This is a genomic window from Mesorhizobium sp. L-8-3 (assembly GCF_016756615.1).
Lineage (GTDB): Bacteria > Pseudomonadota > Alphaproteobacteria > Rhizobiales > Rhizobiaceae.
In genome coordinates this window covers 5740461-5761889 of record NZ_AP023262.1, presented here as the reverse complement: position 1 = coordinate 5761889, position 21429 = coordinate 5740461, and the positions used below count along the sequence as shown (strand labels likewise).

At 64.4% G+C, this 21429-nt stretch carries 20 protein-coding genes; 19 read left to right on the top strand and 1 reads right to left on the bottom strand.

The window, feature by feature from the left end:
* Window positions 1–75: 75 nt before the first annotated feature.
* The 16 genes from JN302_RS26720 to JN302_RS26645 all read left to right on the top strand — a co-directional run bounded on the left by JN302_RS26720 (window position 76) and on the right by JN302_RS26645 (window position 16824).
* Complete coding sequence (locus JN302_RS26720; protein ID WP_202329737.1) at window positions 76–1326, top strand: NADH-quinone oxidoreductase subunit E; 1251 nt, start codon at window positions 76–78, stop codon at window positions 1324–1326.
* A gap of 10 nt (window positions 1327–1336) precedes the next feature.
* Complete coding sequence (gene nuoF / locus JN302_RS26715; protein ID WP_202307080.1) at window positions 1337–2641, top strand: NADH-quinone oxidoreductase subunit NuoF; 1305 nt, start codon at window positions 1337–1339, stop codon at window positions 2639–2641.
* A gap of 74 nt (window positions 2642–2715) precedes the next feature.
* Window positions 2716–3411: an NADH-ubiquinone dehydrogenase gene (locus tag JN302_RS26710; protein WP_202329736.1), complete on the top strand. Its 696-nt coding sequence runs from the start codon at window positions 2716–2718 to the stop codon at window positions 3409–3411.
* A gap of 74 nt (window positions 3412–3485) precedes the next feature.
* Entirely contained in the window at window positions 3486–5570 is a 2085-nt protein-coding gene (nuoG, locus tag JN302_RS26705) for an NADH-quinone oxidoreductase subunit NuoG (RefSeq protein WP_202329735.1), read from the top strand.
* Window positions 5571–5578: 8 nt separating this feature from the next.
* On the top strand, window positions 5579–6622 hold the full coding sequence (gene nuoH, locus JN302_RS26700) for an NADH-quinone oxidoreductase subunit NuoH (protein WP_202307077.1): 1044 nt from the start codon (window positions 5579–5581) through the stop codon (window positions 6620–6622).
* Window positions 6622–6813 (top strand): hypothetical protein, encoded by a 192-nt coding sequence (locus tag JN302_RS26695; protein ID WP_202329734.1) that lies wholly within the window; start codon window positions 6622–6624, stop codon window positions 6811–6813. Before nuoH ends, JN302_RS26695 begins: the two co-directional genes overlap by 1 nt.
* A gap of 2 nt (window positions 6814–6815) precedes the next feature.
* Complete coding sequence (gene nuoI / locus JN302_RS26690; protein ID WP_202307075.1) at window positions 6816–7307, top strand: NADH-quinone oxidoreductase subunit NuoI; 492 nt, start codon at window positions 6816–6818, stop codon at window positions 7305–7307.
* A 247-nt stretch (window positions 7308–7554) separates the two neighbouring features.
* Complete coding sequence (locus JN302_RS26685) at window positions 7555–8175, top strand: NADH-quinone oxidoreductase subunit J (RefSeq protein ID WP_202307074.1); 621 nt, start codon at window positions 7555–7557, stop codon at window positions 8173–8175.
* Between the two features lie 2 nt (window positions 8176–8177).
* Window positions 8178–8486, top strand: coding sequence for an NADH-quinone oxidoreductase subunit NuoK (nuoK, locus tag JN302_RS26680; protein WP_202307073.1), 309 nt, complete (start codon window positions 8178–8180; stop codon window positions 8484–8486).
* 10 nt (window positions 8487–8496) lie between these two features.
* Window positions 8497–10488, top strand: coding sequence for an NADH-quinone oxidoreductase subunit L (gene nuoL / locus JN302_RS26675; RefSeq protein ID WP_202307072.1), 1992 nt, complete (start codon window positions 8497–8499; stop codon window positions 10486–10488).
* A gap of 1 nt (window position 10489) precedes the next feature.
* Window positions 10490–11995 (top strand): NADH-quinone oxidoreductase subunit M, encoded by a 1506-nt coding sequence (locus tag JN302_RS26670; protein WP_202307071.1) that lies wholly within the window; start codon window positions 10490–10492, stop codon window positions 11993–11995.
* A 13-nt stretch (window positions 11996–12008) separates the two neighbouring features.
* Complete coding sequence (gene nuoN / locus JN302_RS26665) at window positions 12009–13445, top strand: NADH-quinone oxidoreductase subunit NuoN (protein ID WP_202307070.1); 1437 nt, start codon at window positions 12009–12011, stop codon at window positions 13443–13445.
* 4 nt (window positions 13446–13449) lie between these two features.
* Window positions 13450–14274, top strand: coding sequence for a biotin--[acetyl-CoA-carboxylase] ligase (locus JN302_RS26660; protein ID WP_202329733.1), 825 nt, complete (start codon window positions 13450–13452; stop codon window positions 14272–14274).
* A gap of 21 nt (window positions 14275–14295) precedes the next feature.
* Window positions 14296–15960: a ribonuclease J gene (locus tag JN302_RS26655; protein ID WP_202329732.1), complete on the top strand. Its 1665-nt coding sequence runs from the start codon at window positions 14296–14298 to the stop codon at window positions 15958–15960.
* A 106-nt stretch (window positions 15961–16066) separates the two neighbouring features.
* Window positions 16067–16471 (top strand): methylmalonyl-CoA epimerase, encoded by a 405-nt coding sequence (mce, locus tag JN302_RS26650; protein WP_202329731.1) that lies wholly within the window; start codon window positions 16067–16069, stop codon window positions 16469–16471.
* A gap of 83 nt (window positions 16472–16554) precedes the next feature.
* Window positions 16555–16824: a DUF1467 family protein gene (locus JN302_RS26645; RefSeq protein WP_202307064.1), complete on the top strand. Its 270-nt coding sequence runs from the start codon at window positions 16555–16557 to the stop codon at window positions 16822–16824.
* Between the two features lie 102 nt (window positions 16825–16926).
* On the opposite strand, the gene JN302_RS26640 is transcribed toward JN302_RS26645, so the two are convergent.
* Complete coding sequence (locus JN302_RS26640) at window positions 16927–17328, bottom strand: MAPEG family protein (protein WP_202329730.1); 402 nt, start codon at window positions 17326–17328, stop codon at window positions 16927–16929.
* 688 nt (window positions 17329–18016) lie between these two features.
* On the opposite strand from JN302_RS26640, the gene proS reads away from it, so the two are divergent.
* From proS to JN302_RS26625, 3 genes are read left to right on the top strand one after another with little or no spacing between them, the layout of a single operon-like run.
* Entirely contained in the window at window positions 18017–19345 is a 1329-nt protein-coding gene (proS, locus tag JN302_RS26635; RefSeq protein ID WP_202329729.1) for a proline--tRNA ligase, read from the top strand.
* On the top strand, window positions 19342–20628 hold the full coding sequence (locus JN302_RS26630) for a lipoprotein-releasing ABC transporter permease subunit (protein ID WP_202329728.1): 1287 nt from the start codon (window positions 19342–19344) through the stop codon (window positions 20626–20628). Before proS ends, JN302_RS26630 begins: the two co-directional genes overlap by 4 nt.
* On the top strand, window positions 20625–21305 hold the full coding sequence (locus JN302_RS26625; RefSeq protein WP_202307056.1) for an ABC transporter ATP-binding protein: 681 nt from the start codon (window positions 20625–20627) through the stop codon (window positions 21303–21305). The genes JN302_RS26630 and JN302_RS26625 overlap by 4 nt, the downstream gene beginning before the upstream one ends.
* The last annotated feature ends 124 nt before the right edge of the window (window positions 21306–21429 follow it).

Sequence of the window (21429 nt, the reverse complement as noted above, 5' to 3'; positions counted from 1 at the left end):
CCAGAGGCCGTCGAAGGCATGCAGGAACCCGTCCGCGCCTGCCACAGGAACTAAGAGACAAGCAAAGCGATCATCATGTCCGTCCGCCGTCTTGCAGAGCCAGCCGTCCAGCCAGCGTCCTTCGCCTTCGACAAGGCTTTTTCGGCGCAGGCCAGGACCTGGATCCAGAAGTACCCCGAGGGCCGTCAGCAGTCGGCCGTGATTCCGCTGCTGATGCTGGCCCAGGAACAGCAGGGCTGGGTGACCAAGGCCGCGATCGAGCACGTCGCCGACATGCTCGCCATGCCCTATATCCGCGTGCTCGAGGTTGCCACCTTCTACACCCAGTTCCAGCTCAAGCCGGTCGGCACGCGCGCCCATGTCCAGGTCTGCGGAACGACGCCCTGCATGCTGCGCGGCTCGGAAGCGCTGATGGATGTCTGCCGCTCCAAGATTCATCACGAGCAGTTCCACACCAATGCCGACGGCACGCTGTCCTGGGAAGAGGTCGAATGCCTCGGCGCCTGCGTGAACGCGCCGATGGTGATGATCTTCAAGGACACCTATGAGGACCTGACGCCGGAGAGGCTGGCCGAGATCATCGACCAGTTCGAGGCCGGCAAGGGCGCGTCGGTGCCCACCGGCCCGCAGACCGACCGCGTCTTCTCCGCGCCGATCTCGGGCCTGACCTCGCTTGCCGACGAGAAGTCGGTTCTCAAGCCTGTCGCCAAGGGCACGGGCAAGGCAGCCAAGGCGAGCGCGGCCGGGGGTGCTGTCGCTTCGCCTCCGGTCGCGCCGTCGAAATCCGCGAAGCCGAAGACAGACGCGCTGGAGACCAATCCCGCCGTCAACTCTCCTTCGACGGCGAAGGTCGCGCCGGCCGCCGAGAAGGCCGCGAGCGTCGCCGCGCCGCGCCATTCGGCTGCGGCTGCGAACAAAGCCTCGGAAGAGGTTGAAAAGGTTGCGAAACAGCGCAAGTCGCCGGCCCCGAAGGCCGAGCCGGCGACCGCCTTCAAGGCGCCTGAAGTGGCAGCCGGCAAGAAGGCGCCGGCAAAGCCGTCGCTCGACGACGGGAACCGGCCGGCCGGTATCGAGAGGCCGACGGCGGTCGATGATCTCAAGCTCATTTCGGGCGTCGGCCCGAAGATCGAAGGCATCCTGCATTCGCTGGGGATCTTCACCTTTGCCCAGGTCGCGTCCTGGAAAAAGGCCGAGCGCGAATGGGTCGACGGTTACCTGAACTTCAAGGGCCGCATCGAACGCGACGACTGGGTGAAGCAGGCCAAGGCGCTCGCCAAGGGCGGCGTCGCCGAATATATCCGCGTCTTCGGCAAGAAGCCGGTCTGAGGGACGAATAATGCTTCAGGACAAGGACCGCATCTTCACCAACATCTACGGCCGGTTCGACCGGTCGCTGGCCGGCGCCATGGCGCGCGGCCACTGGGACGGCACGGCCGGCATCATCGAGAAGGGCCGCGACTGGATCATCAACGAGATGAAGGCGTCGGGCCTGCGCGGCCGCGGCGGCGCCGGCTTCCCGACAGGCCTGAAATGGTCGTTCATGCCCAAGCAGAGCGACGGCCGACCGGCCTATCTGGTCGTCAATGCCGACGAATCCGAGCCTGGCACCTGCAAGGACCGCGACATCCTGCGCCATGACCCTCATACGCTGGTCGAAGGCTGCCTGCTCGCCGGCTTCGCCATGGGAGCGGTCGCCGCCTACATCTATGTTCGCGGCGAGTTCATCCGCGAGCGGGAGGCCCTGCAGCGGGCCATCGACGAGGCCTACGAGGCCCGGCTGATCGGCAAGGGCAACAAGAACGGCTACGATTTCGATATCTACGTCCATCACGGCGCCGGCGCCTATATCTGCGGCGAGGAGACGGCCCTGCTCGAAAGCCTGGAAGGCAAGAAGGGCCAGCCGCGGCTGAAGCCGCCGTTCCCGGCCAATGTCGGCCTTTATGGCTGTCCGACCACTGTCAACAACGTCGAGTCCATCGCTGTCGCGCCGACCATCCTGCGCCGCGGCGCGGCGTGGTTCTCGTCCATCGGCCGGCCCAACAATGTCGGCACCAAGCTGTTCATGCTGGTTGGCCACGTCAACACGCCATGCACGGTCGAGGAGGCGATGGGCATCACCTTCCGCGAACTGGTCGAGAAGCATGGCGGCGGCATCCGCGGTGGGTGGGACAATCTGCTCGCCGTGATCCCCGGCGGGGCTTCCTGCCCGGTCGTCAAGGCCGAGGACATCATCGACTGCCCGATGGATTTCGACGGCCTGCGCGAAAGGAAGTCGTCCTTCGGCACCGCGGCCGTGATCGTCATGGACAAGTCCACCGACATCGTGAAGGCGATCGCGCGGCTCTCCTACTTCTTCAAGCACGAGAGCTGCGGCCAGTGCACGCCGTGCCGCGAGGGCACCGGCTGGATGTGGCGCGTCATGGAACGGCTGGTGCGCGGCGAGGCCCACAAGCGCGAGATCGATATGCTGCTCGACGTGACCAAGCAGGTCGAGGGCCACACGATCTGCGCGCTCGGCGACGCAGCCGCCTGGCCGATCCAGGGGTTGATCCGCAACTTCCGCCCCGAGATCGAGCGGCGCATCGATGAGTTTTCGCGCAACGCCCATCGCAGCGAGCCCGTGCTGGTGGCGGCCGAATAAGAGCACAACAAGCAGGAACGGTACAAGGAAACGGCAAGGGCAGGGACCAACGGAAATCGGCTGAGGAGACGACGATGTCGATGTTTTCCATACCCGAGCATTTGATGCCAGACGTGAAGCAGTTTGAAGAGATGAACCGCGAGATCAACGCCTTGCTGCCGAAGGAGCTGGCCAGCGCCGTCAATCTGATGGTGCATCCGGCCGGCGGTTTCGCCGCGGCCTCCGCGCTCGGCATCGGCTTTGCCGGTCATGCCTTCGGAATGTGGATGGGGGCGGTGGCCGGCATGGCGGAAGCCTCGCAACGGCTGCTCGCATCAGGCTCGGACGATTTCGGATCCGAGCCCTCCCGCCGGACCCCGTCAGCGCGCGCACGCGCTGCCGCCGACACGCTTATCGCCCATGCGCAGGAGGCGGTGAACGTGGACGTTCCGGAGGAGGCGACGCCGGTCACCGACGAGGCGGGCGTGAAAAAGGCAGTGACGCCGGTTGCCGCCGAGACTGTGGCCGCTTTGCTGCCCGAGGATTTCCGGCGGCCGGCTTCGGTCGACAGGCCGGATGCGCCGGACGACCTCAAGAAGATATCAGGCATCGGTCCCAAGCTGGAGAGCGTGCTCAACGGGCTGGGTGTCTGGACTTATGCGCAGATCGCGGATTGGAGCGCGCCCGAGATCGCCTGGGTCGACGACTATCTCGCATTCAAGGGGCGCATCGGACGCGATGACTGGATCGGCCAGGCGGCGAAACTGGCCGCGGGCGAAACGAAGCACTGAAGAGACTGGACAGCCGGGCCGAGCGTCGATGCCCGGCCCGGAATTTGCGGACCACCGCAGGGGTTTGAAACGATATGGCGAAGCTGAAGGTCGACGGCAGGGACATCGAAGTTCCCGACCACTACACGCTGCTGCAGGCGGCGGAAGAGGCCGGCGCGGAAGTGCCGCGCTTCTGCTTCCACGAGCGGCTGTCGATCGCCGGCAACTGCCGCATGTGCCTGGTCGAGGTGAAGGGCGGGCCGCCCAAGCCGCAGGCGAGCTGCGCCATGGGCGTCAAGGACCTGCGCCCCGGCCCGAACGGCGAGGCACCGGAAATCTTCACCAACACGCCGATGGTGAAGAAGGCCCGCGAGGGCGTCATGGAGTTCCTGCTGATCAACCATCCGCTGGACTGCCCGATCTGCGACCAGGGCGGCGAATGCGATCTGCAGGACCAGGCGATGGCTTTCGGCGTGGACGCTTCGCGCTACCACGAGAACAAGCGCGCCGTTGAGGACAAATATATCGGGCCGCTCGTCAAGACGATCATGACGCGCTGCATCCACTGCACGCGCTGCGTCCGCTTCACGACCGAGGTCGCCGGCATCTCCGAACTCGGCCTGATCGGCCGCGGCGAGGACGCCGAGATCACGACTTATCTCGAGCAGGCGATGACGTCGGAACTGCAGGGCAACGTCATCGATCTCTGCCCGGTCGGCGCGCTGACCTCCAGGCCCTACGCCTTCCAGGCCCGGCCTTGGGAACTGACCAAGACCGAGACGATCGACGTGATGGACGCCGTCGGTTCGGCGATCCGCGTCGATACGCGCGGCCGCGAGGTGATGCGCATCATGCCGCGCGTCAACGAGGCGGTGAACGAGGAGTGGATCTCCGACAAGACCCGCTTCATCTGGGACGGCCTGCGCACGCAGCGCCTCGACCGTCCCTATGTGCGCAAGGGCGGAAAACTCTCGCCGGCAAGCTGGTCCGAGGCCTTCGCCGCGATCAAGGAAGCCGTGGCGCGCACGACGCCGGACAGGATCGGCGCGATCGCGGGCGATCTCGCCGCCGTCGAGGAGATCTATGCGCTCAAGCAACTGATGACGTCGCTCGGCTCCGGCAACATCGACTGCCGCCAGGACGGCGCCGCGCTCGACCCCACGCTCGGCCGCGCGAGCTATGTGTTCAACCCGACCATCGACGGCATCGAGCAGGCCGACGCCGTCCTCATTATCGGCTCCAATCCGCGCTTCGAGGCATCGGTGCTCAACGCCCGCATCCGCAAGCGGTGGCGGATCGGCAATCTGCCCGTCGGCGTCATCGGCGAAATCGGCGACACGCGATACGCCTATGACCTGCTGGGCGCCGGAGCGGATACGCTGAAGGGGCTCGTCGAGGGCAAGGGCGCCTTCTTCGACGTGCTGAAGAAGGCCGAGCGTCCGCTGATCGTCGTCGGGCAAGGGGCCCTGGCGCGTGCCGACGGCAGCGCCGTGCTCGGCCTCGCTGCGAAACTCGCGCAGGCGGTCGGCGCGGTGACCGAAGGCTGGAACGGTTTCGCCGTGCTCCACACGGCGGCCGCCCGTGTCGGTGCGCTCGATCTCGGCTTCGTGCCGGGCGAGGGCGGCAAGGATGTCGCCGGCATGATGGACGATGCGCTGGGCGTACTGTTCCTGCTCGGCGCCGACGAACTCGACATGGGCAGGATCGGCAAGGCCTTCACTGTCTATATCGGCACCCATGGCGATGCCGGCGCCCATCGCGCCGATGTCATTCTGCCGGGCTCGGCCTACACCGAGAAGTCCGGCACCTATGTCAACACCGAGGGGCGCGTGCAGGCAACCAACCGTGCCGGCTTCGCGCCGGGCGACGCGCGCGAGGACTGGGCGATCCTGAGGGCGCTGTCCGACGTGCTCGGCAAGCGGCTGCCCTTCGATTCGCTGTCGCAGCTGCGGGCCAGGCTCTATGTCGACCATCCGCATTTCCGCGCGATCGACCAGATCGCCCCCGCCGACGCGGAAGCGGTGGCCAAGGCCGCGGCGCTCGGCGGCAAGCTCGGGAAGGCGCCGTTCGTTTCCGCGGTCGGGGACTTCTATCTCACCAATCCGATCGCGCGTGCGTCGGCGGTCATGGCGGAGTGCTCCGCACTCGCCAAAGACGGCTTCAAGCAGGCCGCCGAATAGGGACGATCATGGACAGCTTCTTTTCTTTCTACGTCCTTCCGGCGCTGATCATCCTGCTGAAGTCGGTGGTTCTGATCGTCGTCCTTCTGATCTTCGTCGCCTACATCCTCTACGCCGACCGCAAGATCTGGGCGGCCGTGCAGTTGCGCCGCGGTCCGAACGTCGTCGGCCCGTGGGGGCTGCTGCAGGCTTTCGCGGATCTGCTGAAATTTGTCTTCAAGGAGCCGGTCATCCCGTCCGGCGCCAACAAGGGCGTGTTCCTGCTCGCGCCGCTCGTTTCGGCCGTGCTCGCCATCTCGGCCTGGGCGGTGATCCCGGTCAGCGACGGCTGGGCGGTCGCCAACATCAATGTCGGTATCCTCTATGTCTTCGCCATCTCCTCGCTCGAGGTCTATGGCGTGATCATGGGCGGCTGGGCGTCGAACTCCAAATATCCGTTCCTCGGCGCCCTGCGCTCTGCGGCCCAGATGGTGTCCTATGAGGTCTCCATCGGCTTCGTCATCATCACCGTGCTGCTCTGCGTCGGCTCGCTCAATCTCTCCGACATCGTGCTGTCGCAACAGGACGGGCTCGGCACCAGGCTCGGGCTGCCGAACACCTTGCTCGACTGGCACTGGCTCGGCCTGTTCCCGATGTTCGTCATCTTCTTCATTTCGGCTCTGGCCGAGACGAATCGCCCGCCCTTCGACCTGGTCGAGGCGGAATCGGAACTCGTTGCCGGCCATATGATCGAATATTCGTCGACGCCGTTCCTGTTGTTCTTCCTCGGCGAATATGTCGCGATCGTGCTGATGTGCGCGCTGACCACGATCCTGTTCCTCGGGGGGTGGCTGCCGCCTTTCGATTTCGCGCCGTTCACCTGGGTGCCGGGCGTGATCTGGTTCGTGCTGAAGGTCTGCCTGGTGTTCTTCATGTTCGCCATGGTGAAGGCTTTCGTTCCGCGCTACCGCTACGACCAGTTGATGCGGCTGGGCTGGAAGGTGTTCCTGCCGATTTCGCTGGCCATGGTTGTCGTCACGGCGGCCTTCCTCAAGCTGACGGGAATGGCGTGATGTCGACGGCCGTCATCGGGGCGATCGTGGGGCTTGTCGTGGCGGCGATCGATTTCGCGCTGCTGCGGCTGCTTGCCTCACGCGTCGAACTGCCCGAGACGAAACGGGTTCTGAATGTTACGGGCCTCAGCCAATTCGTGCTGTTGCCGATCGTGGGCTACCTCGTGGCCCCGCTGATGAGCGGAGAATAATCATGTCAGCGCTTGCGCACGCCGCCAAATCGCTGCTCCTGAAGGACTTCGTCGGTGCCTTCTTCCTGTCGATGCGGCAGTTCTTCGCCCCGAAGGCGACGCTGAACTATCCGCATGAGAAAGGCCCGGTCAGCCCGCGCTTCCGCGGCGAGCATGCCCTGCGCCGCTATCCCAACGGGGAAGAGCGCTGCATCGCGTGCAAGCTCTGCGAGGCGATCTGCCCGGCCCAGGCGATCACCATCGAGGCCGGACCGCGCCGCAACGACGGCACACGCCGGACGGTGCGTTACGACATCGACATGGTGAAGTGCATCTATTGCGGCTTCTGTCAGGAGGCCTGCCCGGTCGACGCCATCGTCGAGGGGCCGAATTTCGAGTTCGCGACGGAGACGCGCGAGGAACTCTACTACGACAAGGACAAGCTGCTGGCGAACGGCGACCGGTGGGAGCGCGAGATCGCGCGCAACATCGCGATGGATGCGCCGTATCGCTGAAGGCGGCAGGATCGGCCGGCGGCGAGGCCGGCCTGAGGGATGCTCCCGGAAGGCTGCGGACTTTTCCGGAAGGGGGTCGTCCTCGAAGTTTTTGAATTGCGCATGTTTCTTCCGTCCGGCTCTTTGAACCCGACCGGGACATGCGCTAGGAACACGCGGCCCTGGCGACCGGAGGCGGTTGCGGAGCCGGCAAGATCGGGCAGGGCGCGGCTTGCGTCTTGGCTGGAAGTAAACCCGGGGGAACCCCATGCTCAACGGACTCGAAGCGGTCTTCTTCTACCTCTTCGCCTTCATCGCGATCGGCGCGGCCTTCATGGTCATTTCCGCGCGCAATCCGGTCCATTCGGTTCTCTACCTGATCCTGACCTTCTTCAACGCGGCCGGGCTGTTCCTGCTCACCGGGGCGGAGTTTCTGGCGCTCATCCTGCTGGTCGTCTATGTCGGCGCCGTGGCCGTGCTGTTCCTCTTTGTCGTCATGATGCTCGACGTCGACTTCGCCGAACTGAAGGAGGGAGCGCTCCAATATGCGCCGATCGGCGCGGTGATCGGCGTGATCCTGGCGGGCGAACTGATCGTGGTGCTGGGCGGCTACGTCTTCTCGCCGGAACTCGCCGGCAGCGTGGCCATGCCGACGCCCGACATCGCGACGCGCCAGAACACCGCTGCCTTGGGCGACATCCTCTATACGCACTACATCTACTACTTCCAGATCGCGGGTCTCGTGCTGCTGGTCGCCATGATCGGCGCCATCGTGCTGACGCTGCGCCACAAGGCGGGCGTCAAGCGCCAGAGCATCCCGGCGCAGGTGGCGCGCACGCCGGCGACCGCGATCGAAATCAAGAAAGTCGAGACGGGCAAGGGAATCTGACCATGGTTGTGGGCATCGCTCATTATCTGACCGTTTCGGCAGTCCTGTTCACGCTGGGCGTCTTCGGCATCTTCCTGAACAGGAAGAACGTCATCGTCATCCTGATGTCGATCGAACTCATCCTGCTCGCCGTGAACATCAATTTCGTGGCCTTCTCGGCCGCCCTCGGCGACCTCGTCGGCCAGGTCTTCGCACTCTTCGTGCTGACCGTGGCCGCCGCCGAGGCGGCCATCGGCCTCGCCATCCTCGTCGTCTTCTTCCGCAATCGCGGCTCGATCGCCGTCGAAGACGTCAACATGATGAAGGGTTGACGGAACCAAAATGTACCAGGCCATCGTCTTCCTTCCGCTCCTCGGCTTCCTGATCGCCGGCCTCTTCGGACGCTCGATCGGCGCCAAGGCGTCCGAATACATCACCTCCGGTTTCCTGGTGATCTCGGCCGTGCTGTCGTGGATCGCCTTCTTCAGCGTCGGTTTCGGCGAGGGCGAGGTGTTCAGCGTGCCGGTGCTGCGCTTCATCGATATCGCCGGGCTGCAGGCGGACTGGGCGCTGAGGATCGACACGCTCACCGTCGTCATGCTTGTCGTGGTCAACACCGTCTCGGCGTTGGTGCACATCTATTCGATCGGCTACATGCATCACGACCCGCACCGGCCGCGCTTCTTCGCCTATCTGTCGCTGTTCACCTTCGCGATGCTGATGCTGGTGACGGCGGACAATCTGGTGCAGATGTTCTTCGGCTGGGAAGGCGTCGGCCTCGCCTCCTACCTGTTGATCGGCTTCTGGTACAAGAAGCCGTCGGCGAACGCGGCCGCGATCAAGGCCTTTGTCGTGAACCGCATCGGCGATTTCGGCTTCCTGCTCGGCATCTTCGGCGTCGTCGTGCTGTTCCAGTCCGTGGACCTTGGCACCGTGTTCGCCAATGCGGCGTCGTTCCTGCCGCCGGAAGGCGCGGCGGAAGCTGCGGCCGAACCCTACTGGACCTTCCTGGGCTGGGGCCTCGACAAGCACGGCGCGCTCACCGTCGTCTGCCTGCTGCTCTTCATGGGAGCGATGGGCAAGTCGGCGCAGGTTCCGCTTCATACCTGGCTGCCCGACGCCATGGAGGGCCCGACGCCCGTGTCCGCCCTCATCCATGCCGCCACCATGGTGACGGCAGGCGTCTTCATGCTGGCGCGCCTGTCGCCGCTGTTCGAGCTTTCACACTCGGCGCTCACCGTGGTGACCTTCATCGGCGCCTTCACGGCCTTCTTTGCCGCGACCGTCGGCCTCGTGCAGAACGACATCAAGCGCGTGATCGCCTATTCGACCTGCTCGCAGCTCGGCTACATGTTCGTCGCGCTGGGCATGGGCTTCTATTCGGCGGCCATCTTCCACCTGTTCACGCATGCCTTCTTCAAGGCGCTGCTGTTCCTCGGCTCGGGTTCGGTCATCCACGCCGTCTCCGACGAGCAGGACATGCGCCGCATGGGCGGCCTCAGGACTCTCATCCCGGTCACCTACTGGATGATGATCATCGGAACCCTGGCGCTCACCGGCGTCGGCATCCCCGCCACCATCATCGGCACGGCCGGCTTCTTCTCGAAGGACGCCATCATCGAAGGAGCGTTCGTCGGCCACAATGCCGTCGCCGGCTTCGCGTTCGCGCTCCTGGTGATCGCCGCCTGCTTCACCAGCTTCTATTCCTGGCGGCTGATCTTCATGACCTTCCACGGCCAACCGCGCGCCACCGCCGACGTCATGCACCACGTGCATGAATCGCCGCCGGTCATGCTCGTGCCGTTGGTTCTCCTGGCCATCGGCGCGCTGTTCGCCGGCGTGGTGTTCCACGACTACTTCATCGGCGAGCACTATGCCGAGTTCTGGAAGGCTTCGCTGTTCACCTTGCCGGACAATCATATCCTGCATGATTTCCACGAGGTGCCGGTCTGGGTGAAGCTTGCGCCGTTCGTTGCCATGCTGCTCGGCTTCGGCGTGGCCTACCACCTCTATATCCGCAGGCCCGAGGAGCCGGCGGCGATCGCCGGCCGGCACCAGATGATCTACCAGTTCCTGCTGAACAAGTGGTACTTCGACGAGATCTACGACTTCCTGTTCGTCAGGCCGGCGAAGCGGCTGGGCACCTTCCTGTGGCGGAAGGGCGACGGCTGGCTGATCGACGGCTTCGGGCCGGACGGCGTGTCGGCACGGGTCATCGACGTGACCAGCCGCGTGGTGCGCCTGCAGACCGGCTACCTCTACCACTATGCCTTTGCGATGCTGATCGGGGTTGCAGCCCTCGTCACATGGATGATGCTCGGGAGCGGCTTCTGAAATGACCGAATGGCCAATTCTCTCGACGGTCACCTTCCTGCCGCTGGTAGGGGCGTTCCTCATCCTGCTCATCCGCGATGAGGGCGAAAGCGCGCGCCGCAACATCCGCAACGTCGCGCTTCTGACGACGGTCTTCACCTTCCTGCTGTCGCTGTTCATCTGGGCCGGCTTCGATACCACTACACCCGGCTTCCAGATGGTCGAGAAGGCGGCGTGGCTGGATTCCGGCATCTCCTACCATATGGGTGTCGACGGCATCTCGATGCTGTTCGTCATACTGACGACCTTCCTCATGCCGCTCTGCATCCTGGCCAGCTGGGAGTCGGTCGAGAAGCGCGTCAAGGAATACATGATCGCGTTCCTCATCCTCGAGACGCTGATGATCGGCGTGTTCTGCGCGCTCGACATCGTGCTGTTCTACGTGTTCTTCGAGGCGGGCCTCATCCCGATGTTCATCATCATCGGCGTATGGGGCGGCAAGCGGCGCGTCTATGCCAGCTTCAAGTTCTTCCTTTATACGCTGCTCGGCTCGGTGCTGATGCTGCTCGCCGTCATGGCCATGTTCTGGACGGCCGGCACCTCCGACATCCCGACGTTGCAGACCTACAACTTCCCCGCCGGCATGCAGACCTGGCTGTGGCTCGCCTTCTTCGCCTCCTTCGCGGTCAAGATGCCGATGTGGCCGGTGCACACCTGGCTGCCGGATGCCCACGTCGAGGCGCCGACCGCCGGCTCGGTGATCCTGGCGGCTATCCTCTTGAAGATGGGCGGCTACGGCTTCCTGCGGTTCTCGCTGCCGATGTTCCCGATCGCTTCGGCGGACTTCGCACCCTTCATCTTCACGCTGTCGATTGTGGCGATTGTCTACACCTCGCTCGTTGCGCTGATGCAGGAGGATATGAAGAAGCTGATCGCCTATTCGTCGGTCGCCCATATGGGCTACGTGACGATGGGCACCTTCGCGATGAACGACCTCGGCATCCAGGGCGCGATCTTCCAGATGCTCTCGCACGGGCTGGTCTCGGGCGCGCTCTTCCTGTGCGTCGGCGTCGTCTATGACCGCATGCACACCCGGGAGATCGCGGCCTATGGCGGCCTGGTCAACAACATGCCCAAATACGCCACGGTGTTCATGATCTTCACCATGGCCAATGTCGGCCTGCCGGGCACCAGCGGCTTCATCGGCGAGTTCCTCACCCTGATGGGCGTCTTCGAGGTCAACACCTGGGTGGCCCTGTTCGCCGCGACGGGCGTGATCCTGTCGGCGGCCTATGCGCTCTGGCTCTACCGCAAGGTGATCTTCGGGGCGCTGACCAAGGAGAGCCTGAAGGGCCTGCTCGACCTCTCGACCCGCGAGAAGGCGGTCATCTATCCGCTGGTCGTGCTGACCATCTTCTTCGGCGTCTATCCGACGCCGGTTTTCGATGTGACGTCGGCATCGGTCAAGGCGCTGGTCGACAACATCACCGTTTCGCTGCAAGCCGCGCAAACCGCGGCCGCGAACTGACAGGGACGGGTTCATGACACCGGAACTTTACTCGAGCCTCTCTCTGGCGACGCCGGAACTGATCCTCGCCGTCGGGGCGATGGCGCTTCTGATGATCGGCGTCTATTCCGGCGAGCGGGCCAACACCGTCGTGAATGGCCTCGCCGTCGCCGTGCTGATCGGCGCCGGCGCATGGCTTCTGTTCCTCGGCGGCGAAGGCAACGCTTTTGGCAGCGCCTTCGTCAACGATCCCTTCGCCCGCTTCATGAAAGTGCTGACGCTGATCGGCTCTGTGGTCACCCTCATCATGTCGGTCGGTTTCGCCAAGGCTGAGAAATTCGACAAGTTCGAATATCCCGTGCTCATCATGCTGGCTACGCTCGGCATGATGCTGATGGTTTCGGCCAACGACATGATCGCGCTCTATCTCGGCCTGGAGCTGCAGTCGCTCTCGCTCTACGTGGTCGCCGCGATCAATCGCGACAGCGTGCGCTCGACCGAGGCGGGCCTCAAATATTTCGTGCTGGGCGCGCTGTCCTCGGGCATGCTGCTCTACGGCATCTCGCTGGTCTACGGCTATACCGGCCATACCGGCTTCGAGGCGATCGCATCGGCGCTTGCTGGCGGCGAGCGTCAGCTCGGTCTCGTCTTCGGACTGGTCTTCGTCCTGGCCGGGCTCGCCTTCAAGATCTCGGCCGTACCCTTCCATATGTGGACGCCCGATGTCTACGAGGGGGCGCCGACACCCGTGACGGCCTTCTTCGCGGCCGCGCCCAAGATGGCGGCGATGGCGCTGATCGTGCGCGTCACGATGGGCGCCTTCGCGCCGATCGCACCCGACTGGCAGCAGATCGTCGTGTTTATCGCCATTGCGTCCATGGCGCTCGGCGCCTTCGCGGCGATCGGCCAGAGGAATATCAAGCGCCTGATGGCCTATTCCTCGATCGGCCACATGGGCTATGCGCTGGTCGGTCTTGCCGCCAACAGCGAAGCCGGCGTGCGCGGCGTCATCATCTACATGCTGATCTATCTGGTGATGACGCTGGGCACCTTCGCCTTCATCCTGGCCATGCGCCGCAAGGACGGCAATGTCGAGCAGATCGAGGATCTGGCCGGCCTGGCGACGACCAATCCGACCATGGCCACGATCATGACGATCCTGATGTTCTCGCTGGCCGGCATCCCGCCGCTCGCCGGTTTCTGGGGGAAATGGTACGTGTTCCTGGCGGCGATCAACGCGCATCTTTACGCGCTCGCGGTGATCGGGGTGCTCGCCTCGGTGGTCGGCGCCTATTATTATCTGCGCATCATCAAGATCATGTGGTTCGATGAGCCGGCCGGCGGCTTCACGCCGATGGCCGGCGAGCTCAAGCTGGTGCTGGGCGTGAGCGGCGCGTTCGTGCTCTTCTACGTGCTGATCGGCGGACCGATCGGGCAGGTGGCGCAAGCCGCAGCCAAGACGTTCTTCTGACGCGATGGCCTTTTCGCTCGCTCCGACCGCACAACTGGAAGGCTACCGGCTCGAAGCGCATGACAGTGTCGGCTCCACCAACGCGCTCGCATTGGAGCGGGCGCGGGAGGGGGATGCCGGCAGGCTGTGGATCGTGTCGAAGCGCCAGGATAGCGGGCGGGGCAGGCGCGGTCGCGCCTGGGCGACGCCCGAGGGCAACCTGGCAGCGACGCTGCTGCTGGTCGGACGCCACGAATTGCGCCTGGCGGCAACGCTCGGTTTCGTCGCGGGCCTCGCGCTTTCGGATGCGCTGGACGCAGTCCTGCCCGGCGGCACCGTCGCCGTCGCCCCCGACGGCGGGGGCGGTCGCGGCGACCGCTTCGAGCTGAAGTGGCCGAACGACGTGCTGGCGCGTGGCGCGAAGCTCGCCGGCATCCTGCTCGAATCGGCCATGCTCGACGACAACCGCTTCGGGCTGGCGATCGGCATCGGCGTCAATGTTGTGGCGTATCCGCAAGACGTGCCCTATCCGGCGACGTCGCTGAGGGCGCTCGGCAGCCGATGCGATGCCGAAGGCCTGTTCATCGCGCTGTCCGATGCCTGGACCGAAAACAGCCGTGCGTGGGACGAGGGACGGGGTCTTTCCCGCATCCGTCAGCGCTGGCTGGGGCGGGCAGCGGGCCTCGGCAGCGAGGTCGCCGTGCGCGTCGACGGCAAGGTGATCCGCGGCGTGTTCGAGACGATCGACGAGGATTGCCGGTTCGTGATCCGCGACCGGGAGGGCCATGCGATCAGCATCGCCGCCGGCGATGTGCATTTCGGCGCGGTCGCATCCGCCGCCGCGTCATGAGAAATCCCGGAGAACGCTGAGATGGCGGACAAGGCAGAACTGGTTTTCGTCCCGCTCGGCGGGGTCGGCGAGATCGGCATGAATTTCGCGCTCTACGGCTACGGTCCGCCGGACGCGCGCGAATGGATCGTGGTCGATTGCGGCGTGACCTTCCCGGATTCCGGCCTGCCCGGCGTCGATCTCGTGCTGCCCGATATCCGCTATATCGAGGACGATCTCGTCAATCTGAAGGGCATCGTCATCACTCATGCCCATGAGGATCACTACGGCGCTCTGCTCGACCTGTGGCCGCGGCTCAAGGCGCCTTGCTGGATGACGCCTTTCGCCGCTGGGCTGCTGGAAGCCAAGCGGCAGTCCGAAAGCGGCTCGCCGCTGGTTCCGGTGATAATCTATCGCGCCGGCGAAACCTTCACCGTCGGTCCGTTCCGGATCGAGGCGATCCCGGTGACCCATTCCATTCCGGAGCCGGTGTCACTGGCGATCACCACCCCGGCGGGCACGGTGATCCATACTGGAGACTGGAAGATCGACCCGGCACCCGAGATCGGCCCGCTCACCAACGAGGCTCGTTTCCGCGCGCTGGGCGAGGCCGGCGTGCTGGCGCTGATCTGCGATTCCACCAACGCGGTGCGGGAAGGTGAATCGCCTTCCGAGCAGGCGGTCGGCCAGAGCCTGAAGAAGCTCATCGAAGACGCAAAGGGCCGCGTCGCCGTCACCACTTTCTCCTCCAATGTCGGGCGTATTCGCTCGATCGCCGAGGCAGCACGCGATGCCGGCCGCAAATGTCTCGTTCTCGGCCGATCGCTGAAGCGCGTCATCAGTGTGGCGACCGAACTCGGCTACATGGACGGACTGCCCGAGTTCGCAGACGAGGAGGACTACGGCTACATCGCGCGCGAGAATCTGGTGGTGATCTGCACCGGCAGCCAGGGAGAACCGCTTGCAGCGCTTGCCAAGCTCTCGCGCGAGGAGATGAAAACGGTTTCGCTTACCGCGGGCGATACGGTGATCTTCTCCTCGCGCACCATTCCCGGCAACGAGAAGGCGATCCTCGAGATCAAGAACCGCCTGATCGACCTCGGCATGAAGATCATCGAGGACGCAGACGCGCTGGTCCACGTCTCGGGTCATCCGCGGCGGGCCGAGCTGCGCCGGATGTATGAATGGACACGCCCGCGTATCGGCGTGCCGGTGCACGGCGAGGCGGCGCATCTCGTGGCGCAAGGCTCGCTGATGGCGACATCGGGCATTCCCGAAGTGGCGCAGTTGCGCAACGGCGATATGCTGCGGCTCTCCCCCGGAACGGCGCAGATCATCGACCAGGTGCCGTTCGGCCGCATCTTCAAGGACGGCAAGCTGATCGGCAGCGAGGAAGCCATGGGCATCCGCAGCCGCCGCAAGCTTTCCTTTGCCGGTCATGTCGCGGTGAACGTGGTGCTGGACGATCGCTACGAACTGGCAGACGATCCCGATCTGGTGGCGATCGGCGTTGCCGAGATCGACGCGCGAGGCGAACTGCTGGAGGACCTGATGGTCGATGCGGCAATCGGCGCGGTGGACTCCATACCACGTCAGCGCCGAAAAGACCTGGACCTGGTGCAGGAGGCCGTTCGCCGCGCCGTGCGGGCGGCGGCCAACGATGCCTGGGGAAAAAAGCCTCTGGTGACGGTCTTCGTCACGCGATAGGGCATTTCCGCTTTTCTCCGAGACGCGGAAATGACTCTGTCTTCCTGTTTTTTGCGCAATACCGGATGCAAGACGCTGGTCCGGTATTGTGGATGAGGGATTGCATATGCTCGGACGCCTCAATCACGTCGCCATCGCGGTGCCCGACCTGGCTGCCGCCTCCGCTGTCTACCGGCAGACGCTCGGCGCGAAGGTGACCGAGCCGCAGGCGCTTCCGGAACATGGCGTGACCGTTGTCTTCATCGACGTCGGCAACACCAAGATCGAACTGTTGGAGCCGTTGGGTGAGGGTTCGCCGATCGCGGCCTTTCTCGACAAGAATCCGTCGGGCGGCATGCACCATGTGTGCTATGAGGTCGACGATATCCTTGCCGCGCGCGACCGGCTGAAGGCATCAGGCGCCCGGGTGCTGGGCGACGGCAATCCGAAGATCGGTGCCCATGGAAAGCCGGTGCTGTTCCTGCATCCGAAGGATTTCCAGGGAACGCTGGTCGAGCTTGAACAGGCGTGAGGCCGGAGGTCGCGCGACATAGCGCATGATATGAGAGGCGCCTTCGGTCCACCGAAGGTCAGGAATGGCAGAAAGGGTCGGCAATGACCTGGGTTTCCGTCTTCGCGTTGTACTTCATCATCTGGTGGCTGACGCTTTTCGCCACCTTGCCGTTCAGCCTGCGCACGCAGGACGAGGCGAAGGACGTGACGCTCGGCACGGTGCCCAGCGCTCCGACCGGGCCGCATATGCTGCGCGCCGTCATCCGCACCACGATCGTTTCGGCCCTGCTGTTGGGCGGCTTCTACGTTCTGACCCGAGGCTTCGGCCTCACCATCGACGACATCCCCCGCATCGTGCCCGAGTTCGAATAGGGCGCCGCGCGTCCGTTCGGATGCGCGAAGGACGATCCATGAATTTGGACCGGCCATCACGGTTTCCGAAGGCCGAATCCCAACTTCGGGCCGATGCGGCGATCAGCCGGCGAGCACGGCCCAGGCGATCAGCGCCGTGCCCACGGCGCCCACTGCCCAGAACGCGGTCCTGAGATAGACGATGCCCGCCACATAGGTCGGGAAGTAGGCCAGCCGCGCCCAGAAGAAGAGTTGGGCAGGAAGGATGAGCTTTTCCTCCGGCACCTTCGCCATCCATGCAGCCAGGAGAAGCGCTGCGAAGATCAGGAGGTTCTCGAGCATGTTTCGTGCAGCGCGTTCGCTGCGCCCGGCGACCGTGCCGGCTGCCGGCAGCGTGTCGCGGTTGCCCAGGCCGATCACTACCCCGGCCTTTGTCCAGGTCCGGATGCGCAGGACGCCGGCGAACAGAACCATCACCCAGCAGAGAACCGCAGAGGCCGCGAGAAGATCTGCTGACGTCGGCATGGCAATGCTCCGGTTGGGTGCCGCGCGTCCATTCGGACGCGTAGAGCACGCTCCATCACTTTGAAACCCCGTATCGTGCTTCCCGAAAATCGGATCCGATTGCCGGTTCTGAGGTAGCGTCCGTCAGGCGGCGGCATTTACATAAGTAAGCAGCCACTTACATAGACCGCCCCGAGCGGGGAGAGACAAGGCGCGAGTGCTTTCGCATGATCCGTGAGCTGTCGACGCCAAGCTGATGATTGCGCAAAAAAAATGCAAGGCCGAAGCCTTGCAGTTTGAACGCGTCCGATCTGCTTTCCGGTGTCCGGCGGCAGCGAGTAACCGCGCCTAGATCGCATCCTCCCAAGACTTTGACCGCGTAGGAGAGCGGATTTATTTCCGCCCTCTCGATTATGCCGGGCACATTAGCCTACGAAAGAACACAATGTCACGCGGAATTTTGCGTGAAAAGCCATCAGATTGTGCTGCAATGCACAATAGAGAAGCAGGCCTTGCCTGGATTTTAGTCGAGCTAAACTTGACTGGACAAGCGAAGGTTTCTGCCGACTTCCGACCTTGGACGGGCAGCCCATTCGCCGCATGCGATCGGGTTCCCAAGCGGCCATGAAATGGCTATGAAGCGCGTACAAGCAATCACCTTTCGCCTGCCGCTCGTCCTTGCGGCATGGGTCACTTCAACGGATTTTTCATGCGGCTGTCGCGTTACTTCCTGCCCATCCTGAAAGAGAATCCGCGCGAGGCGGAGATCGTCTCGCACCGCCTGATGCTGCGCGCCGGCATGATCCGGCAGCAGGGGCAGGGCAGCTTCTCCTGGCTGCCGCTGGGCAAGCGCGTGCTAGACAAGGTCTGTCGCATCATCCGCGAGGAACAGGACCGTGCCGGGGCGCTGGAAATCCTGATGCCTACCATCCAGTCGGCGGATCTGTGGCGCGAGAGCGGCCGCTACGACGACTACGGTAAGGAGATGCTGCGCATCAAGGACCGCCATGAGCGCGATATGCTCTACGGCCCGACCAATGAGGAGATGGTGACGGAGATCTTCCGGTCCTACGTGAAATCCTACAAGGACCTGCCGCTGAATCTCTACCACATCCAGTGGAAGTATCGCGACGAGGTCCGCCCGCGTTTCGGCGTCATGCGTTCGCGCGAGTTCCTGATGAAGGACGCCTACTCCTTCGACATCGATTATGAAGGCGCCAGAGCCGCGTACAACAGGATGTTCGTGTCCTATCTGAGGACCTTTACCCGAATGGGAATGCAGGCGATCCCGATGCGTGCCGACACCGGTCCGATCGGCGGCGACCTGTCCCACGAATTCATCATCCTGGCCGACACCGGCGAAAGCCAGGTGTTCTGCCACAAGGACTTCCTGACGCTTCCCGTGCCTGGCGCCGACACCGACTTCACCGACGACGCGGCGATCGCCGATGTCGTCAAGCGCTGGACGACGCCTTACGCGGCGACGGACGAGATGCATGACGAGAGGGCGTGGGATGCCATTGCCGGGACCGAGCAGGTTTCGGCCCGCGGCATCGAGGTCGGTCACATCTTCCATTTCGGGGAGAAATATTCGAAGCCGATGGGCGCGAAGGTGACCGGCCCGGACGGCAAGGATCATTTCGCGTCCGGGGGGTCCTACGGCATCGGCCCTTCGCGCCTCGTCGCGGCGATCATCGAAGCGAGCCATGACGAGAACGGCATCATCTGGCCGGAGGCGGTCGCGCCCTTCGACATCGGCCTGATCAACATGAAGGCCGGCGACGCCGATTGCGACCGCGCCTGTGACGAGCTCTACAAGTCGCTCACCGCAGCCGGATGGGACGTGCTCTATGACGACACCGATCAGCGCGCCGGCGGCAAGTTCGCGACGGCGGACCTGATCGGCCTGCCGCGGCAGGTGATCGTCGGACCACGCGGAGTGGCCGCCGGGGAGGCGGAGATCAAGAACCGCAAGACGGGCGAGCGCAGCGCGATCGCGCTCGCCGACGTCGTCAATCGTCTCGGCGCCCGTCCATGAGCAGCGCGGCGGCAGCGAAGTCGAAGGGCGCGGCGCCGTTTTCCGCCTTCGAGCGGATGGTGGCCTGGCGCTATCTGCGCGCCCGCCGCAAGGAGGCGTTCATTTCGGTGATCGCCTCGATCTCCTTTGCCGGCATCATGCTCGGCGTCGCGACGCTGATCATCGTGATGGCGGTGATGAACGGCTTCCGGGCCGAGCTTCTGGTGCGCATCCTGGGCATCAACGGCCATCTCGTGATGCAGCCGATCGATTCGCCGCTGGAGGACTACGCCGCCGTCGCCGGCCGCATCGCCGGGGTGCCCGGGGTCAAATATGCGATCCCCCTGGTCGACGGACAGACGCTTGCCTCGGGCAATATCGGCGCCGGAACGGGCGCGCTGGTGCGCGGTATCCGCGGCGAGGACCTGTCCAGGCTCGAACTCGTCGCCAACAACATCCGCCAGGGCTCGATCGTCGGTTTCGACGACAGCGAGGGCGTGGCGATCGGCACACGCATGGCCGAGAATCTGGGTCTCGTGCTCGGCGACACGATCACGCTGATCTCGCCCGACGGCGACGTCAGCCCGCTCGGCACGACGCCGCGCGTGAAGTCCTATCCGATCGTCGCCATCTACGAGATCGGCATGTCTGAATATGATTCCTCGATCATCTTCATGCCGCTCACAGAAGCGCAGCTCTATTTCAACATGGAGAACCGCGCGCAGGCGCTGGAGATCTTCGTCGACAATCCCGATGCCGTCGACGCGCTGAAAGGCCCTGTCGAGGAGGCGGCGCAGCGGCCGGTCTTCCTGACCGACTGGCGGCAGCGCAACCACACCTTCTTCTCGGCGCTCGAGGTAGAGCGCAACGTGATGTTCATGATCCTGACGCTGATCGTGCTCGTCGCGGCCCTCAACATCATCTCCGGCCTGGTCATGCTGGTGAAGGACAAGGGTGCCGACATCGCCATCCTGCGCACCATGGGCGCCACGAGGGCTTCGGTGATGCGCATCTTCCTGATGACCGGAGCCGCGATCGGCGGGGCCGGCACCATTGCCGGCGTCATCCTGGGCATCGTGGTGTGCCTCAATGTGGAATCGATCCGCCAGTTCTTCTCCTGGTTGTCGGGCACGGTGCTGTTCAATCCGGAGCTCTATTTCCTGAGCAAGCTGCCGGCCAAGATGGATCCGGGCGAGACGATCTCGGTGATCCTCATGGCGCTTGTCCTGTCTTTCCTGGCAACGCTGTTTCCCGCCTGGCGCGCCGCGAAGCTCGATCCCGTCGAAGCGCTGAGGTACGAGTGAGCGTCCCCGTCATCGAACTGAAGAGCGTCGAACGCCATTATGTACAGGGGCCGCGCAAGCTGACCATCCTGAGCGGCGCCGATTTCACGCTCGGGCGCGGCGAGATGGTGGCGCTTGTCGCACCGTCGGGCACGGGCAAGTCGACCTTGCTGCACACGGCCGGACTGCTGGAGCGGCCCGACGCCGGGGACGTCATCCTCTCGGGTAAGGCCTGCGGGCGGCTGTCGGACGACGAGCGTACCGCGATCCGCCGCAACGATATCGGCTTCGTCTACCAGTTCCACCATCTGCTGCCGGAGTTCACCGCGCTCGAGAACATCATGATGCCGCAACTCGTGAAGGGGCTCGGCAAGGCCGAGGCGGCGGAACGGGCGGCGCAGTTGCTCGACTACATGAAGATCGGCAAGCGCGCCCACCATCGGCCGGCCGAGCTTTCAGGCGGCGAGCAGCAGCGGGTCGCGATCGCGCGCGCGGTCGCCAATGCGCCGCTGATCCTGCTCGCCGACGAGCCGACAGGCAATCTCGATCCGACCACGGCCGCCTATGTCTTCGAGGCGCTGGAGGCGCTGGTGCGCCAGTCCGGCCTTGCCGCGCTCATCGCCACCCACAATCACGAGCTCGCCGCACGCATGGACCGCCGCGTCACCCTAGCCGAAGGCAAGGTCGTCCCATTCTGATATCGTGTCGGCGGTTTCGGTGCCGCCGGCCATCGGCCACCCATATTCGTGCCGGTTCGCACCTGCGCAGTCGCATGCGGTCATCCTGAAAAACCATCGATGCGAGACGGCGCGATGCTGTGCA

What these genes read in the sequence shown, in the direction of transcription:
- JN302_RS26720 (WP_202329737.1), top strand. Translation starts at nt 76, where the DNA reads ATGTCCGTCCGCCGTCTTGCAGAGCCAGCCGTCCAGCCAGCGTCCTTC.
- nuoF (WP_202307080.1), top strand. Translation starts at nt 1,337, where the DNA reads ATGCTTCAGGACAAGGACCGCATCTTCACCAACATCTACGGCCGGTTC.
- JN302_RS26710 (WP_202329736.1), top strand. Translation starts at nt 2,716, where the DNA reads ATGTCGATGTTTTCCATACCCGAGCATTTGATGCCAGACGTGAAGCAG.
- nuoG (WP_202329735.1), top strand. Translation starts at nt 3,486, where the DNA reads ATGGCGAAGCTGAAGGTCGACGGCAGGGACATCGAAGTTCCCGACCAC.
- nuoH (WP_202307077.1), top strand. Translation starts at nt 5,579, where the DNA reads ATGGACAGCTTCTTTTCTTTCTACGTCCTTCCGGCGCTGATCATCCTG.
- JN302_RS26695 (WP_202329734.1), top strand. Translation starts at nt 6,622, where the DNA reads ATGTCGACGGCCGTCATCGGGGCGATCGTGGGGCTTGTCGTGGCGGCG.
- nuoI (WP_202307075.1), top strand. Translation starts at nt 6,816, where the DNA reads ATGTCAGCGCTTGCGCACGCCGCCAAATCGCTGCTCCTGAAGGACTTC.
- JN302_RS26685 (WP_202307074.1), top strand. Translation starts at nt 7,555, where the DNA reads ATGCTCAACGGACTCGAAGCGGTCTTCTTCTACCTCTTCGCCTTCATC.
- nuoK (WP_202307073.1), top strand. Translation starts at nt 8,178, where the DNA reads ATGGTTGTGGGCATCGCTCATTATCTGACCGTTTCGGCAGTCCTGTTC.
- nuoL (WP_202307072.1), top strand. Translation starts at nt 8,497, where the DNA reads ATGTACCAGGCCATCGTCTTCCTTCCGCTCCTCGGCTTCCTGATCGCC.
- JN302_RS26670 (WP_202307071.1), top strand. Translation starts at nt 10,490, where the DNA reads ATGACCGAATGGCCAATTCTCTCGACGGTCACCTTCCTGCCGCTGGTA.
- nuoN (WP_202307070.1), top strand. Translation starts at nt 12,009, where the DNA reads ATGACACCGGAACTTTACTCGAGCCTCTCTCTGGCGACGCCGGAACTG.
- JN302_RS26660 (WP_202329733.1), top strand. Translation starts at nt 13,450, where the DNA reads ATGGCCTTTTCGCTCGCTCCGACCGCACAACTGGAAGGCTACCGGCTC.
- JN302_RS26655 (WP_202329732.1), top strand. Translation starts at nt 14,296, where the DNA reads ATGGCGGACAAGGCAGAACTGGTTTTCGTCCCGCTCGGCGGGGTCGGC.
- mce (WP_202329731.1), top strand. Translation starts at nt 16,067, where the DNA reads ATGCTCGGACGCCTCAATCACGTCGCCATCGCGGTGCCCGACCTGGCT.
- JN302_RS26645 (WP_202307064.1), top strand. Translation starts at nt 16,555, where the DNA reads ATGACCTGGGTTTCCGTCTTCGCGTTGTACTTCATCATCTGGTGGCTG.
- JN302_RS26640 (WP_202329730.1), bottom strand. Translation starts at nt 17,328, where the DNA reads ATGCCGACGTCAGCAGATCTTCTCGCGGCCTCTGCGGTTCTCTGCTGG.
- proS (WP_202329729.1), top strand. Translation starts at nt 18,017, where the DNA reads ATGCGGCTGTCGCGTTACTTCCTGCCCATCCTGAAAGAGAATCCGCGC.
- JN302_RS26630 (WP_202329728.1), top strand. Translation starts at nt 19,342, where the DNA reads ATGAGCAGCGCGGCGGCAGCGAAGTCGAAGGGCGCGGCGCCGTTTTCC.